A 15,951-nucleotide genomic window follows, 5' to 3' on the forward strand; every position below is an offset into this window, starting at 1 on the left:
TTTTCTCCCTAACGGAAAACCTAATATGAAAAACCTTCGCGCATTCCGTGCCCTTTGCCTTTTCAGCGGCGTTGTCTTTGCTGTCGCAACTGCACCCGTCTACGCCCAGCAGGGCGCGTCGATGCCCGGCATGGACATGTCCGGCTCAACGGACGCCGGGTCGAGCGCATCGACGCAGGCGTTCAAGGACGCCGACGAGAAAATGATGCAAGGCATGGAAGCGCCTGCTTATACGGGCGATGCCGACAAGGACTTCGTGGCCCACATGATTCCGCATCATCAAGGCGCGGTTGAAATGGCAAAGGTCGAGCTGAAATACGGCAAAGATCCCGAGTTGAAACGCCTGGCCCGAAACATCATCAAGGCACAACACGACGAGATCGCGTTCATGGAGCGCTGGCAGGCGAAGCACGGTGTGAAGTGACAAGGGGCAACCTCATCGCTTTGAGGCTTTGAGGCTTTGAGGCTTTGAGGCTTTGAGGCATTGACGCCGTGCTTGACCCTCACGCAACGTCAGGTTCTAGTCTGCATGCGGGCATGAAGAAAGGAGCGATTTCGATGCTGCTGAAAGTAGGTGAACTAGCCAGGCGATCCGGCATAACGGTACGCACGCTTCATCACTACGACGCGATCGGATTGCTCACGCCTTCTGCCCGCTCCGATGCCGGCTACCGGCTCTACAACCGCGACGACATCGCCAGGCTGCATCAGATCCAGGCGATGCGGCAGCTGGATTTGTCATTGGCCGACATCGGGGCCTTGCTGGCAAGACCGGACTCCACCCTCTCGACGGTTATCGAGCAGCAGATAGCAGCGCTGACTCAACAGATCGACCGTGCAACCGACCTGCGCGACAGACTTCATCGTTTGCGTGGCCAGTTGATGACGGGAGAAGAGCCCGATCTTGCCGACTGGCTAACCACGTTGGAGTTGATGACCATGCAAGATAAATATCTTACGCCGGACGAGCAGAGCCAGCTTCGTTCAAACAAGCTCGCCGGGGCGGCGAATTGGCCGGCATTGATTCAGGCGGTGCACGCACTGATGGATCGCGGCATTCCCGTCGAAAGCCCAGAGGCCCAGGCACTGGCAAGCCGCTGGATGTCGATGGTGGCCGATTACACCGGCGGCGATCCGCGCCTGCTTTCGAAGCTTGACACCATGCATCGCAACGAACCGGCGTTGCAGGTGCAGAGCGGCATCACGACTGAGATGCTGGCCTACATGACCCGCGCTGTCCGGCATTCGAAGTTCGCGCTCTACGCGAAATATCTGTCGCCACAGGAACTGCAGCGCATGCGTAATGGAGACGAGCGTTACGTGGCTGAATGGCCGGGGCTCGTCGCGGAAGTCCGGCGCGCCATGGACAGCGGCAAAACCGTTGACGACCCGTCGGTGCAAAAGCTCGCGCTGCGCTGGATGGATCTGTTCAATGACTATGTCGGTACGGATCCGGAGACTCACCGGAAACTCCACGCCGCTTACGAGAACGAGCCCGCGATACTGGCGGGCACGGGAATCGACCGGGAGATGCTCGCTTACCTTCGCGAGGCGCTGCAGCCGACACAGCCGCAATGATGTGGTGTAGTTGGTGATTCGCCGCGGGGGTCATACGCACGAACTTCATGTCGAGGCCCGTGCAATGGCCTCCCCGCGGCCGCATTGTTCTTCCTGCACGACAGCGACGTTCCGATGAAGAAGCGGTTCGCGTGGCTGGCGGCGCAAATCGGCATCTGCATGGCGACGCGTCGCTTCATCATGAGCGGCTGGCAGGAGAACGGTGGCGGCTTCATTGAGATTCATGGGGTGGACAACCTGTTGTTCTGGCTGAACCCTTTGTCGTACCTCGGTTTCTACAATGCCGTCGCCAACGGCGCATTTACGCCGAGCCTGCAAAACCCGTTGGCCGGCGCTCAGGCGCAACGCTCTGCCGCGTTTCGCGCAACATGCTTCCGATAGGCGAGCCCGGCAAGTGCAATGTCCTGCAAGCCTATGCCGACCGCCTTGTAGACGATGATGTCGTGTGCGTGGGCGCGCCCTGCCGCCCTGCCTTCGAGCACATCACCCAGTTCGACGACATCGTTCCAGTCGAACGTGCCTGCCGCGGCCTGCACCAGGTCTCCAGCCTCTTCCCTTGCCTGCTCGCTCAACTCGACAACAATCCGAGCCGCACGCGAGAGCGTCGCATCGTCGAGTTCGCGCGTGGTCGGCAGGCTCGAACCGATCGCCGCGATCAACGTGCCGGCCGTGAGCGCTGCGCCGTCGAACAAGGCACCGGTTGCACGGGTCGCGGTCACGATCACGTCGGCGCCGCGCACGGCATTCGCCGCCTCGGCAGGCATCGCTTCGATACCGCTCGCCCCGTAGCGGCTGTTTAACCGATCGCACAGTGTCTCGACGCCCTCGAGCCCAACAATCCTGAACGACCGCAAGCCCGTATGTTCGGCGAGCGCCTGCGCGTGAGCCTGCCCTTGCACGCCCGTCCCATAGAGGGCCACCGTTCGCGCATCGGCGCGAGCCAGCGCGCGAACCGCGATGACAGTCGTTGCCGCGGTTCTGATGCGCGTGAGCGCGTTGGCATCCAGCGTGGCGAGCAAGCTGCCGTCCTCAGTCGAGAACAGCACGATCGAAAAACTGAAACGTCCGTTGATCGTCGTGTACACCTTCGCGCCCGTCACACCGGCATCCGGCAGGACGGCGCCGAGCGTTGACAGCTTCACGCCACCCGCTTCCGTGCGCACACGGCGCTGAACTGTCGCGCGACGTTGCGCGAACGCGCGGAAGGCGTCCTCAAGCACAGGAATGGCCTCGTCGAAATGGACCAGTTCGTCGATCTGTGCGTCGCTCAAATGAATCATGAATAGGGTCTCGTTGATGCCGGCGCGGCGCGCTTCATGCTGCTATTCCACGGTCGCCGGCGTGTGCTGGAAAGTAAAACTATCCGCGTACAGATGATCGATGCTCGCACCCTTCGCGACGAAGGCCTGCTTCGCATCGGCGATCATGGCCGGCGAGCCGCACAGATACACCGCATGCTCCGACAGATCGGCGTGATCGTCACACACTGCGTGTTGCACATAGCCGCGCCGGCCCGCCCAGCGCTCGTCCGCCCGCGACAGCACCGGCACATAGCGGAACTCGTAGAGGCGCCTGGCCCACTGGGCGATCTCATCATGAAGATAGAGATCAGCCGCCGTGCGCGCCCCCCAATACAAACTCACAGGCGGGCAATCGGGATCGTCCATCAACGATTCGAGCATGGCTTTGATCGGCGCAAGACCGGTGCCGGTCGCCACCATCAGCAGCGGCCGATAGTCTTCCGCATGAAAGCGGAACGCGCCCAGCGGCAGTTCCACCTCGAGACTGTCGCCAGGTTTGAGCTCGGCGATCATGTGATCGGTGAAGTGGCCGCCGGGAATCTTGCGCACGTGAAAATCGACCTGACCGCCATATGCCGCCGACGCCATCGAGAAGCTCCGGCGGTTGCCATCTTCGAGCAGTACGTTCATGTACTGGCCCGGGCGGTGCAGCAGCGTGGCCTCGGCGGGTAGCGCCAACGTGAGGTGAGTGACATCGCAACCCAGTGCGCGTATTCCGCTGACGCGAGCCGTATGCCGCGCGGGCTCCGAGGCCGGCGCCCCGCCGTGACCCGCGCCGATCACCATATCGCTGCGCGGCCTCGCCTGGCAGGCGAGCGCAAAACCTGCATCGGCTTCCTCCGGCGTGAGTCCGAGTGGAAACTCTTCGTAGTCGAGCGTGCCGCCCAACACCTTGATGCGGCACGTGCCACAACCGCCGAACTGACAATCGTGGGCAAGCGCCACATTCGCGCGCAGCGCGGCGCTCAGCAGCGACTCGTCGTGCTCCGCTGTGAAGCACGCGCCCGTTTCGAGTACCTGAATCTGATAAGACATGAACGCTACCTCATGACGAGACCATCCGGACGGCGGGCCGTCGGCTTATCCCGACGGCCGCCTCGTCACTTCTTGATGTCGGCTTCCACCAGCACACTATGGCCCTGGGCCGAAAGCAGTTCGTGCAGCGCCTGCAACGCAGCAATGCCGCACTGGGTGTCCTGCTCGCCGTTGCCGCCACTGAGGCCAATGCCGCCGATCACCTGGCCGTCGACCACGACCGGAAAACCGCCGACGAACGCGGCAAATTTGCCTTCGAAGCTCCACTGGATACCGAATGCTTCGTTGCCCGGCAATGCAGGGCCGTTGGGCGGCTGCGTGAACAGATGAGTGGAACGCTTATGACCAGCGGCCGTGAACGCCTTGTTCCAGGCGATCTGCGGCCCGGTGATGCGGGCGCAATCCATCCGCTCGAGCGCAAGTGGATAACCGCCGTCGTCGACGACGCAGATCGATTCGAGCACGTTGATCTGCTGCGCCCGCCCGATCGCGGCGCGAATCATCTCGCGCGCTTCGGCCAGCTCCAGTCGAAATACCTGTTTCATTGTGGTCTCCTCTGTATAACGAAACGGTATCGGTCAGATGCCCCGATACACCGTCTTGATCTGCGTGTAAAACTCGAGTCCGCCACGTCCCGATTCGCGAAAGGTCGACGTGCTCGAACGCTTCAGGCCGCCGAACGGCGCGTTGATAGCATTGCCCGTCGTCGTGCGGTTGATTTTCACGGTGCCCGCTTCGATGTCTTCGGCGAAACGGTGCATATAGCGCGGATTGGCTGTGGCAATGGCCGCCGACAAGCCGTACTCGGTGTCATTAGCCTTGGCAATCGCATCTTCGTAGCCGGTCACCGTCACGATCGCGATGACCGGCCCGAAGATTTCCTCGCGGCAGATCCGCATCTGCTGCGTGACGTCCGTGAAGATCGCGGGCGTCAGGTAATAGCCATGGTCATACTCCGGCCCGGTGAGGCGCTCGCCGCCGTACAGATGCGTCGCTTCTGTCTTGCCTGACGCGATGTAGTCCAGCACGGTGTCGAGCTGCTTCTGCGTCGCCAGCGGGCCGATGTCCATGCCCGGCGTGCGGCCGCTGCCGATCTTGAGTTGCTTCACCTTGCCCAGCAACTTCTCCGTGAACGCCTCGCGCACGTTCTGCATCACAAGGACGCGACTCGTGCCGGTGCACGCCTGGCCCGTCAGCGAGAAACCGCCCTTGATCGTCAGATCGACCGCGCGGTCCAGATCGGCGTCGTCCATCACGATGAGCGGGTTCTTGCCGCCCAGTTCCATCTGCGTGCGCGTGGTGAACGGCACCGCACGGTGAATCTGCTCGCCCGCTGCGGTGGAGCCGGTGAACGACACCGCCCGTACAACCGGCGCTTCGGTCAGTGCCGCGCCGATTTCCGAGGCACGCCCGGTGATGAAGTTGAGCACGCCAGCCGGAAGGCCGGCATGCACGAATGCCTCGGTGAGCCGGTAGCCAATCAACGGCGCATCGGACGAAGGCTTGAAGATCACCGTGTTGCCAGCAATCAGCGCCGGTGCGATCTTGCGTGCCGGAATCGAGATCGGGAAATTCCACGGTGTAATGACCGTAACCACACCAAGTGGCTCACGTTGCGTATGGACGGTCATGTCGGGGTCATCGCTCGGGAAGGTCTCGCCGGAAAACGACTGCCCCTCCACTGCATAGAAGCGCAGCACCTGCGCGGAGCGAAGAATCTCGTCCTTGCTCTGCGCAAGCGGCTTGCCCTCCTCGCGTGTGAGCTCTTCGGCGAACGCGTCTGCATGCTGTTCCAGCCATGCGGCTGCGCCGGTCAGGACTTTTGCGCGCTGCGCGACCGGCGTGCGCCGCCAGGCTGCAAAGGCGCCTGAAGCCGCAGCGAGCGCTGCGCTAGCATCGTCAAGCGTCGACGCCTGGAAGCGGCCGACGATGTCGCGCGTGTCGGCGGGATTGACGTTGGCGAACGTGCGGCCACTGACGCTCGCGGTCCATTCGCCCGCGATACGGTTCTTGAACTCTGGTGTTGCCGGATTGCTCATGACGGATACCTGTGCTGATGCTGCGGCGGCGATCACGCCGCGGCAGCGGGTGCCAACGAAAGGCGATCACGGGCGCATGGCGCCCATGCCGCGGCGCGCTCAGCTCGCCAGTGCGAGTTCCGGCAGCGCCACGTCCTGTTCGACATAGTCGTAATAGAGCGCGGTCGTGTAGAGCAAACGCATCTGTGCACCGATCTCGCAGATCTTCAGGCAGCGTTGCTGCAGTTCGGGCGTATCCGCCTGTTCGAGCACGATCTGGTAGCCGCGCTCGCCGTGAATCTCGTCCGACACAATGTGCAGATCGAAAAACTCCACCTCTTCGTCGGTGAACTGGTACTTCTCGCGCAGCGTGGGCGTCTGCTTGCGATAGATCGACGGCACCTGCGATTCGAGCCCGACCACCAGACCGGCCACCGCGACGATCGGGTCTTCGCGCATCGCCACGGTATAGCACCATGCCTGCAAACCGCGCGTGGTCGGCGACATGTTGTCCGGGTTGACCACGCGTTCGCGTGTCGTGCCGCACGCCTCGGCAAAGCGGATCAACAGATCGGTATGGCGGTCACCGCCAATTTCCTCTTCGTACATGTTGGCCAGCAGGAAATCCTTCGCCTCGGTGAGGTGGTCCGGCGTGCGCGCGTAGATGTAAGCCAGGTAGTCGGCGAACGGGCCAACGTAGTGATAGTGGTTTTCGGCCCATTTCGCGAGATGGGCGCGGCTCAGCTTGCCGCTCGCCCACGCGACGCTGAACGGCGCCTTGTTTGCACTCTTGCCCTTGATGGCCTCCTCGAGTGCGGTGCGGAATTCATCACGATTCATCAATTCAGCCATTTCAAGCTCCTGACAGGTAGGAAACGAAGGTGGGGACGACGGCCCGGATGCCGTCGGGCACGGGAAATCTGTAGACGCAGTGTATCGCCTCTTAAGAATACTGTATACCGTTTGTTTTGTCCAAATAACACTACCCAACTCTTTCGGGTGTCTGCCAATAGGGCAAATCCATGCTAGTCATGCCTTGCCCGCAGTTCTGATCGCCCGTCAAAGAGAAATGACCTGTCTGCCCGTATTCATCCGAAGTGCACCGCCCGACGATTTTGGTATACTGTATTCTATAAATTCAACTACAATGCAACGTACAGGCGAGGTGCTGCACGCGCGTGTTTTCGATGCGCCAACCGCATCGCCAGCCAGTGATTCATGGAGAGAGCGTCATGCCAACAGTCGTATTTCACAGAAACGGCGAGGTCCATCGGGACGAAGTCAAGGAAAACACCAACCTCGTCGTCCGCGCCGGCATCAAGCAGTTCCCTTATCCGCACCTGCGCTACGAATGCGGAATGGGCAAGTGTTCGAAGTGCGCCTGTCTCGTGCTCGGCGGCGCTGAACATCTGCCTCCACCCAACTGGAAAGAGAAGAAACAGTTGGGCGAACGGCTAGCACAGGGCTATCGCCTTGCATGCCAACTCTGGATCGAGCACGACATTGAACTCGTGCAGAGCGATCTCGAAGCAGCATGAACCAACAGGCGGTGTGATCCGATATGTACATCATCCTGACAAGCAAACCGGGGCAATACCGGACCGAAGCGGCAGAAGGCATCGTGACGCTCGACACCTATGACTATGTGTACTGCGGACGGCATATTGCGACCCATGTGATCGCGAAGCTGAGCGCGGAGACGAAGATCAAGGTGATCGACGAAGCCGAGCCGCCTGTCGTCAATCTTGTCCCAACCAAATTCCTCGAAAAATTCGCGACGTGCGATGCCGCACTCAAAGCGCTACAGCATCTCGCGGGCCACGGCAACGCTGAAGCGCAGCTGATTCGGCGGTAACAGTGGCGCCGCACCGGTTCCGTACAGCAAACGAAACACAGGTCTCCGAATGATCCAGATCACTTTCCTCAGCAACGACAACAAGTCAGTCAACGCGCCGCCCAATAGCAATCTGCTGCGCGTGTCGTTACGCGAAAAAGGCGGTATTCCGTTCAAATGCGGCGGCGGCCTGTGCGGCACGTGCAAATGCAAGATCGAAAGCGGCATCGCGCACACCGACAGCCTCAAGGACAAAGAAAAACGTCACCTCAGCGAAGCGGAAATCAAGGACGGCTACCGGATGGCCTGCCAGACGTTCGTCAATGGCGATATCAGCGTGTCATGGTGAGCCCGCCGCTTGCGGCCAGGGAGCCACCAGGCTCCCCCGAACCGCAGCGGCAAAAGCTTCCTTAAATTGATTTGCACATGGCATGGGTCATGCCAACCTCCCTAACGAATTGGCCTTCGCGTCGGCATGCCGACGCGAAGGCCTTTCCGCACTGCTACCAGATCAGGATCGCGACCAGCGTCGAGATCAACAGTCCGGCCATCACCGGCAGCAGCAGATGACGCACGGCCTGCAACACAGGCACCCGCGCAAAGCTCGCCACCGCGGCAAGCGCGGACCAGGCCGTGAGTGTCTTGCCTGTCCACACCGAACCCATCTGGCCGATCGCCGCCAGCGTCGACACATCGAAACCCACCGTACGGCCCAGCGCCCCGGCCAGCGCACCAGTCAGTGGCAAGCCCGCGAACCCCGACCCGTCGATACCCGTGACCATTCCAGCTAAGAGAATCCCGTACGAGACGAAAAATGCGTTGTGCGGAATGTAGACCTCGCCTGCCTTCACCAGATCCGCGAGCAGGCCAGGCGCCGCCGTGCCAGCCGGCAAGCCGAGAATCGGCGCGGCCGTCCCCGCTACACCGATGAAAAAGAACCCCGCGATCGGCAACACCGAACTCATCGCACGAAACGAGAAAACAAAGCCCTCAGTGATGTGTTCGGCCGTACTGCGGCAGATCGAGCGATAGTCGCGTGCAGCGGCAACGGCCACCATCAGCAACGCCGACACGCCACCGACCAGCGCCGCCGCGGCCGCTCCGCTTGCGCCCTTGAAGCCGGGTATGACATGCGGCAACACCATATAGGCCACGATCGCCAGAAAGGCGACCGGAATGACGATCGCAAAGCACTTCGACCACAGCTCCTGGGTTGGCGTGAGCAAATCGCGCGCCGCCATGCCCATGCGGGCTGTCGTCTGGATTCCTGACTGACCACCCTCGCCCACGGAGGCATGTTGTAACTTGCCGCGCCGAATGCGCGCGCGGCTCGGCGCGGTCGTTACAACCACCGAATTGGCCGTGACCTGGGTTGCTTCCCAACGCTCCAGGTGCTGCGCGTCAGGCGCCTGAATCTGTTTGCGGAGCTTGAGGTAGGCGATCAGAAACGCAACGCCGCCGGTAATCAGCGAAAGCACCAACGCCTTATCGGCGACCGCCGGTATCGCCACCGCAGCGGCCTTCGCACTGATGCCCGGAGCGACCTTGATCACATAGTCCGAAGACAGTGCCGTGCCCAGCCCCGCGATACCAATGCACAGGGCAGCGCCAAGCGGCGGCACGCCCGCGTAGATAGCCGCCGGCAGCAGGATGCCTGCGATCAGCGGCACGGCGGGCGTGGGCCAGAAGAACAGCGACAGGATATAGCTGACGAAACCCAGCACGAAGAAGCCAACGTGCCCATTGACCATCACCGCCCGGAACGGCTGAACCATTCTGATGTCGGCGTTGATCCGCTTGAGCGCATTGAGCAACGCGGTCATCAGCGAGATGACGAGAAAGATATTGAAGAGCTCCCGGGCTGCGGTCAGCGGCGCGAAGAACACCGCTTCTATTGCGGTGGATACATGCCCGGAAAAGGCGAACACCGTGGCAAAGGTGGCGAGGATGGCGGGCGCGACGACATTGGCGCGGAACACGAGGGTCGCAATGATGGCGACAACCCCGCAAAGATAGACCCAATGCGCCGAGGTCAGGACGACGTGAGATTCCATTACTTCTCCTGATAGCGCGAGCGGCTGGCGCGCGAGCAGATTATTGAAAGGTTCGAGGCGGCCGTTGGTATACTATGTACTGCATTGCCTAAGATCAACAGCGAATATAAGGGCGTTTACCCGGATGAGCCGTATCCAGTCAATACGGTTAGTACAATGTATACATAAATGTCGAGCTTTTTCTTACGTCGTCTTAGTGCACTCGGATAGGTCAATCCCCCGTGCGACAAGGCGCGCAGGATCAAGGAGGTATAAGGTCTACAGTATTCCCCGGTCGGCGCTAAGGTAGAATTTGCGGCATGAACCGCCACCAGCAAGACCGTTGGAGACCTCTATGAAGACCGAAGCGGAGATGTCCGCCCTGGCTGGCGCGCGCGAGCCTTCCAGCGCGCCCATCATGCACAAGCAGTTGTCGCAACTCGTCGTGGCACGGTTGCGCGAAGCGATCCTGTCGGGCACCTATGCGCCTGGCGAGCGTCTGGTCGAAGGACGCATCGCCGAAGAGCTCGACGTGTCGCGCGTACCCGTGCGCGAAGCGCTGCGCGCGCTGGCATCCGAAGGGCTCGTCGAGGTTCGGCCGCGGCACGGTGCGGTCGTGGCGTCGCTCAAACCGTCCGACGCGCGCGAGATGATCCAGATCCGCGCCACCCTCGAGGGACTCAATGCCCGGCTTGCGGCCGAACACCGTACGCCGGAACTGGTCCAGAAGATCGAAGAGGTGCTCGCCGAGGGCAAGGCCCGCGCGGACGCCGGTGAAACTGCCGGCCTGCTGGAATTGAACGCACGCTTTCACGACCTGCTCTACGCAGCGGGGGCGAATACGATTCTGGGCGACCTGATGCGTTCGCTGCGTGACCGCACCCGCGTCCTGTTCATCAAGCCAAGCGACGACGAGGTCCGGCTGACATGGGATGAGCATGCCGCGATCCTGCGCGCGGTTCAGTCGGGCGACGCCACACTGTCGGCGTTGCTCGCGGAACGGCATGTCATGCGCGCCGCCCAGCACTATCTCGACAAAAACGTCGACAAGAACGCGAGCTAAACACCCTCCTGACATTAGCGCGCGCGGCGACCGGCGCCGCGCACGCTTTCATTTCTAGCTGACAGGTACTTGACAGACTAAATTTGGCGATTGACGGTATACAGAATACCAATGCCAAACTTTTTGTCAGCAAGTGCCCATGACACCCATTTCATCGCCACCGGATCGTCCCATCGGCTCCGCCTCAGCCTGTTCGCTGCCGCCTGCGTCAGATTCAGCATCGCAAGGCAACACCGCCCCCTTCCGCTACGCGACGCTTTGCCAGGCGGCCGACGCGATGCGCAACGACGAGGTGGATGCAGTAACGCTGGTCGCCTCGTGTGAAGCAGCCTTCCGTGCCGACAATGCACGCCTGAACGCAATCGTCGTCTCCGACTTCAGCGCCGCCTATGCCGCGGCCCGTGCTCGTGATCAGGAACGCCGCGCCGGGCAATTGCGCGGTCCGCTGCACGGCATCCCCTTCACGATCAAGGAATCGTTCGACGTCAGCGGATGGCCCACCACGATGGGCGATCCCGCCCACAGCGACAACGTCGCCAGCGTCCATGCCGACGTGGTCAAGCGCTTGCACCACGCCGGCGCGGTGCTGCTGGGCAAAACCAACGTGCCGATTTATCTGCGCGACTGGCAAACCTATAACGACGTGTATGGAACAACGCGCAATCCGCGCGATCCTTCCAGGACGCCAGGCGGGTCATCCGGCGGCAGCGCAGCAGCCGTGTGTTCCGGCATGTCGTTCTTCGATGTCGGCTCCGACGTCGGATCGTCGATCAGGAATCCGGCCCATTTCTGCGGGATCTTCTCCCACAAAAGCACGCACGGCATCGTCTCGCTAAAAGGCCATGGCCTTGGCGGCGGCATGGCGGTGCCCGACATCAACGTGGCCGGCCCCCTTGCGCGTTCGGCGCGGGATCTCGAACTCGTGCTGAACGCGATCGCAGGTCCAGCGGGTGAAGCGGCCAGCGCCATTCGACTCGCGCTGCCCGTCTGCGAGCAGACCGACTTGCGCGCATTCCGCATTGGCGTGCTGGCCAATCACCCGCTCGCCGAAGTCGACGGGGCGGTCGAGCACTGCATCGTCGAGTTGGGTAAGCAACTGGAGAAGGCCGGCGCCGCCGTGGTCTGGGATGCGCGCCCGGCGCTCGATGCGGCCCAGTTGCTGCGGACCTATATCCTGCTTCTGCGCGCCTCGACGTCGCATTACCTGGACGACGGCGCGTTCGCCGCTGCGCTCACGGCAAGCGACACGGTCGCAGCCGACGACCCGCGTTATGCGGGGCTGCAGTATGTCGGCACCGCGCTGCGTCACCGCGAATGGTTGAGTCTGCAAACACTGCGCGAGACGTTCTGTGAAGCGTGGCGCGAGTTGTTCGCCGATATCGACGTCCTGCTTTGCCCCGTTGCCGCAACCGCCGCATTTCCTCTCGACGAGACGGGTGCGCCCTGGCAGCGCACGTTGAACGTCAACGGCCAGGCTCAGCCCATGACGACGCAACTGTTCTGGGCTGGGCATTCGGGCCTGTGCGGATTGCCGTCGACCGTCGTGCCGGCCGGGACCACCGCTAGCGGCCTGCCCATCGGCGTTCAGATCGTCGCCCCGCTCTATCACGACCTGCGTTCGCTACGCGTCGCGGCGCTGCTCGAGGAGGCAGGCTATGCATTCGTGCCTCCCGCACCGCACATCGCGCTCGCCTGACCCTCACCCAGGCTGCAATCACCGCATTCATCCGCTACGGAGTTCACCCATCATGGTCTGGTTCGAATCACTATCGAGCAACGAAAAGAAAGCTTTTGCCGGCGCGTTCATGGGCCATGCCGTCGATGTGTATGACTTCATGATCTACTCGTTCCTCATCCCGGTCCTCGTCACGACATGGCACATGAACAAGGCGATGGCAGGCGGCATCGTCACTTACACGCTGATTGCCTCGCTGGTAGGCGCCATCGGTGCGGGGCTGCTCGCCGATCGCTTTGGACGCGTGCGGATCCTGCGCTGGACCATCGCCCTTTTCGCGATTGCGTGTTTTGCGTGCGGCTTCGCCAACTCACCCGCGCAACTCACCGTATTACGCATGGTGCAAGGCTTGGGATTCGGCGGTGAGTCGTCACTCTGTATGGTATTGGTCACGGAGATGATCAGGAATCCCGCGCATCGGGGGAAATACTCTGGCTTCACGGCTAGCAGCTATTCGTTCGGATGGGCCGCTGCCGCACTCGTCTACAGCGCGGCGTTTTCGTGCTTGCCTGCTGAATGGGCATGGCGCAGTTGCTTCTTTATCGGGGTGCTGCCGGCTTTGCTGGTGATCTATCTGCGACGCAATCTGCAAGAACCGGATTCGTTTTCGCGCACCCTCGAACAGCGCGGCGCACCAGCGATGTCGGCTGGACTACGCCGTGTTTTTGCCGGTCCGCTGCTCGGGAAGACGGTTCTCTGCAGTCTGCTCTCAGGCGGCATGCTGGGCGGCTATTATGCGATCGCGACCTGGATGCCCACCTATCTGAAGTCCGAGCGTGGCCTGTCGATCTTCGGCACCGGCACCTATTTGACCGTGATGATTCTCGGCTCCTTCGTCGGCTATGTGCTGGGTGCTTACTCGTCGGACCGTATCGGCCGGCGGATAACGTACATGATCTTTGCGGCGGGCGCGTTTACGATGGGCGTCGCCTACATGGCGATACCCGCCTCCAATACGCTGATGCTGTTTCTCGGATTCCTGCTGGGCGTGCTGATGCAGGGGACTTTCTCCGGAATCGCGGCAACCATTTCGGAAACCTATCCGAACGAAATCCGCGCCACCGGCTACGGGGTGGCCTATAACGTCGGACGCGTCATCGGTTCGGTTTTCCCGTTCGCTGTGGGTTGGTTAAGTACCGGGCACCTCTCGCTGGGGTGGTCCATCCCCCTGGTAGCGGGTGTGGGTTACCTCTTCGTGATCGTCGCCGCGTGGCTATTGCCTGAAACGAACGGCATCAGGCTTGACGACGTCGCGGCTGATGTCATCGAGCCTGCGAACATGACGGCAACCTCGCTTTCGCCTCAGGGCGAAGCCGGTCGGTAATGCTACGGCTAGCCCGGCAGCCTCCGGGCCAGCTCTGGACTTCCGCCAGGCTGCCCTTGCGATCAGGATCGCTTCTTCACGTTGACCCAATAGGGTCGCTCACCGCACCTCGCTGCGTCGTCTGCCCTGACTGTTCGCCGAACTGCAACGCAGCAAGCTGGGCATAGAGCGGTGAGCTCAGCAGAAGCTCGGTGTGACGACCCTGCGCGACGATGCGGCCCTGTTCCAGCACGACGATACGGTCGGCCTGTTGCACGGTCGCGAGGCGGTGCGCGATAACCAGTGTGGTGCGGTTCTGCGCGGCATTGTCCAGTGCCTGTTGTACCAGCCGTTCGCTGGCGGCATCGAGCGCACTGGTGGCTTCGTCCAGCAGCAGAATGGGCGGATTCTTCAGGATCGCGCGCGCGATCGCAATGCGCTGGCGCTGTCCGCCAGACAGTCGCACGCCGCGCTCGCCGAGAAAGGTGTCGTAGCCTTGCGGCAGTTCTTCGATAAAACCGGCCGCCGCAGCCATGTCGGCAGCGCGCTGGACTTGCGCAAGTGTGGCTTCTGGCGCGCCGTAGCGAATGTTGTCGAGCACGCTGCCGGAAAAGATCACCGATTCCTGCAGCACCACGCCGATTTCCTTGCGCAGTTCGGCAAGTGGCACGTCACGCGTCGGGACACCGTTGATCAGAATGCTGCCGGACTGCGGATCGTAAAAGCGCAGCAGCAGTTGGAATAGCGTAGTCTTGCCCGCGCCGGAGGGGCCGACCAATGCGACGTGTTCACCCGGATGGACATCGAGCGAGAGTGCGGAGAGCGCAGCAATGCCAGGGCGCGATGGATACGAGAAACTGACGTTATCGAAGCGGATGCCCTCTCCTCGCACAGGCAGCGCGACCGTGTTCTCAGCCTGCACCACCGGCGAGCGCGCCGCCAGCAGTTGCAGCAAACGTTCGGTGGCGCCGGCCGCGCGCTGCAGATCGCCCCACACCTCGGCAACGGCTCCCACGGCGCCGGCCGTGAACACCGCGTAAAGGATGAACTGGGATAGCTGGCCCGCCGTCATGCGCCCGGCCAGCACCGCCTGTGCCCCGAGCCACAGCACGAACACGATGGCGGTGAACACCAGCACGATCACCACGGCGGTCAACCAGGCGCGCGCGCGAATACGCGTGAGCGCGGTCTCAAAGGCCGCCTCCACAGCGCCGCCAAAGCGCCGCGCCTCAAAGGGCTCCTGCGTATACGACTGCACGGTCGGCATGGCGTTGAGCACCTCGCCCGCCAGCGCGCTCGTGTTCGCGATCTTGTCCTGGCTCGCGCGCGAAAGCCGCCGTACGCGCCGGCCGAAGATCACGATGGGCGCCACCACCACGACCAGCGTGGCGATGATGTAGCCGGATAACACCGGGCTCGTCACCGCCAGCATCGTCACGCCACCGGTCAGCAGGAAGAAGTTGCGCAATCCCAGCGACAGGCTGGTGCCCACCACCGTCTGGATCAAGGTGGTGTCGGCAGTGAGTCGCGACAGCACCTCGCCGGTCTGCGTGGTTTCGAAGAACTGCGGACTCATCCCAAGCACGTGGTCGTAGACCGCACGCCGCAAGTCAGCCGTGACCCGCTCGCCGAGCCATGACACGAGGTAAAAGCGCAGCGCCGTGGCGGCGGCCAGTACCAGCGATACGACGAAGAGCGCGAGGAAATAGCGATCGATGTGCGCCCGGTCGCCCCCCGCGAAGCCACGATCGATCAGGTATTTGAACGCGACCGGCAACACCAGCGTGGCGCCCGCCGACGTCACCAGCGCGAGGAACGCGAGCGCCCAGCGGCCGGCATAGGGGCGCAGGAAGGGAAACAGGGCAAACAGCGGGCCAACTCGTGACGAAGGTGACGAAGGCGATGAGGACGGCGAAAGCGGAACAGCGTCTGGCATGAGGATTCCCAAGCGAATCGGAGGTCACCCCGATTGTGCCAGTCCTGCGGATTCGACGTCGGTTCATGTAAAAGCCTGGCGTTGATCCCGGCGTGCTTCAGTGTCCACCACGCAC

The 15,951-nt window shown here is 62.2% G+C and carries 16 protein-coding genes; 9 read left to right on the forward strand and 7 right to left on the reverse strand.

The genetic code is table 11. The features are described 5' to 3' along the window. Positions 1-25: 25 nt before the first annotated feature. The 3 genes from copM (at position 26) to PQQ96_RS01675 (ending at position 1,959) form a co-directional block, all read left to right on the forward strand. Positions 26-424, forward strand: coding sequence for a CopM family metallochaperone (gene copM / locus PQQ96_RS01665; RefSeq protein WP_408287870.1), 399 nt, complete (start codon positions 26-28; stop codon positions 422-424). A 134-nt stretch (positions 425-558) separates the two neighbouring features. Then, positions 559-1,578 (forward strand): MerR family transcriptional regulator, encoded by a 1,020-nt coding sequence (locus PQQ96_RS01670; RefSeq protein WP_408287873.1) that lies wholly within the window; start codon positions 559-561, stop codon positions 1,576-1,578. 114 nt (positions 1,579-1,692) lie between these two features. After that, the gene (locus PQQ96_RS01675; RefSeq protein ID WP_408287876.1) at positions 1,693-1,959 is read left to right on the forward strand and encodes a hypothetical protein; all 267 of its coding nucleotides are present in this window, start codon (positions 1,693-1,695) and stop codon (positions 1,957-1,959) included. On the opposite strand, the gene PQQ96_RS01680 is transcribed toward PQQ96_RS01675, so the two are convergent. From PQQ96_RS01680 to PQQ96_RS01700, 5 genes are all read right to left on the reverse strand, one after another. After that, positions 1,914-2,858: an ornithine cyclodeaminase family protein gene (locus tag PQQ96_RS01680; protein ID WP_408287879.1), complete on the reverse strand. Its 945-nt coding sequence runs from the start codon at positions 2,856-2,858 to the stop codon at positions 1,914-1,916. The genes PQQ96_RS01675 and PQQ96_RS01680 overlap by 46 nt on opposite strands. A 42-nt stretch (positions 2,859-2,900) precedes the next feature. After that, a complete protein-coding gene (locus PQQ96_RS01685; RefSeq protein WP_408287882.1) occupies positions 2,901-3,914 on the reverse strand; it encodes a 2Fe-2S iron-sulfur cluster-binding protein in 1,014 nt (337 codons plus the stop codon). 65 nt (positions 3,915-3,979) lie between these two features. Further along, on the reverse strand, positions 3,980-4,459 hold the full coding sequence (locus PQQ96_RS01690) for a GlcG/HbpS family heme-binding protein (protein ID WP_408287885.1): 480 nt from the start codon (positions 4,457-4,459) through the stop codon (positions 3,980-3,982). A 33-nt stretch (positions 4,460-4,492) separates the two neighbouring features. Further along, a complete protein-coding gene (locus PQQ96_RS01695) occupies positions 4,493-5,953 on the reverse strand; it encodes an aldehyde dehydrogenase family protein (protein ID WP_408287887.1) in 1,461 nt (486 codons plus the stop codon). Between the two features lie 99 nt (positions 5,954-6,052). Next, a complete protein-coding gene (locus PQQ96_RS01700) occupies positions 6,053-6,784 on the reverse strand; it encodes an iron-containing redox enzyme family protein (RefSeq protein ID WP_408287889.1) in 732 nt (243 codons plus the stop codon). 380 nt (positions 6,785-7,164) lie between these two features. Here PQQ96_RS01700 and PQQ96_RS01705 point away from each other — a divergent pair, with 380 nt between their 5' ends. The 3 genes from PQQ96_RS01705 to PQQ96_RS01715 are packed head-to-tail and all read left to right on the forward strand — an operon-like array spanning position 7,165 to position 8,115. Further along, complete coding sequence (locus PQQ96_RS01705; protein ID WP_408287892.1) at positions 7,165-7,470, forward strand: 2Fe-2S iron-sulfur cluster-binding protein; 306 nt, start codon at positions 7,165-7,167, stop codon at positions 7,468-7,470. 23 nt (positions 7,471-7,493) lie between these two features. After that, positions 7,494-7,787 carry a hypothetical protein gene (locus PQQ96_RS01710; RefSeq protein WP_408287894.1) on the forward strand — a complete coding sequence of 98 codons (294 nt, stop codon included), beginning with the start codon at positions 7,494-7,496 and terminating at the stop codon, positions 7,785-7,787. A 49-nt stretch (positions 7,788-7,836) separates the two neighbouring features. Then, positions 7,837-8,115 carry a 2Fe-2S iron-sulfur cluster-binding protein gene (locus PQQ96_RS01715; protein WP_408287896.1) on the forward strand — a complete coding sequence of 93 codons (279 nt, stop codon included), beginning with the start codon at positions 7,837-7,839 and terminating at the stop codon, positions 8,113-8,115. A gap of 154 nt (positions 8,116-8,269) precedes the next feature. Here PQQ96_RS01715 and PQQ96_RS01720 read toward each other — a convergent pair whose 3' ends face one another. Then, the gene (locus tag PQQ96_RS01720) at positions 8,270-9,820 is read right to left on the reverse strand and encodes a hypothetical protein (RefSeq protein WP_408287898.1); all 1,551 of its coding nucleotides are present in this window, start codon (positions 9,818-9,820) and stop codon (positions 8,270-8,272) included. 334 nt (positions 9,821-10,154) lie between these two features. Between PQQ96_RS01720 and PQQ96_RS01725 the strand changes: the two genes are divergently transcribed. The 3 genes from PQQ96_RS01725 (at position 10,155) to PQQ96_RS01735 (ending at position 13,921) form a co-directional block, all read left to right on the forward strand. Continuing rightward, complete coding sequence (locus PQQ96_RS01725) at positions 10,155-10,862, forward strand: GntR family transcriptional regulator (RefSeq protein ID WP_408287901.1); 708 nt, start codon at positions 10,155-10,157, stop codon at positions 10,860-10,862. Positions 10,863-11,001: 139 nt separating this feature from the next. Continuing rightward, complete coding sequence (locus PQQ96_RS01730) at positions 11,002-12,558, forward strand: amidase (RefSeq protein WP_408287903.1); 1,557 nt, start codon at positions 11,002-11,004, stop codon at positions 12,556-12,558. A 52-nt stretch (positions 12,559-12,610) separates the two neighbouring features. After that, positions 12,611-13,921 (forward strand): MFS transporter, encoded by a 1,311-nt coding sequence (locus PQQ96_RS01735; protein ID WP_408287906.1) that lies wholly within the window; start codon positions 12,611-12,613, stop codon positions 13,919-13,921. A 76-nt stretch (positions 13,922-13,997) separates the two neighbouring features. Here the strand turns inward: PQQ96_RS01735 and PQQ96_RS01740 are convergent, their stop codons facing one another. Beyond that, positions 13,998-15,836, reverse strand: a complete 1,839-nt coding sequence (locus PQQ96_RS01740; RefSeq protein ID WP_408287908.1) for an ABC transporter transmembrane domain-containing protein — start codon at positions 15,834-15,836, stop codon at positions 13,998-14,000. Positions 15,837-15,951: the final 115 nt, after the last annotated feature.

This window comes from Paraburkholderia sediminicola (assembly GCF_046027825.1).
GTDB lineage: Bacteria > Pseudomonadota > Gammaproteobacteria > Burkholderiales > Burkholderiaceae > Paraburkholderia > Paraburkholderia sediminicola_D.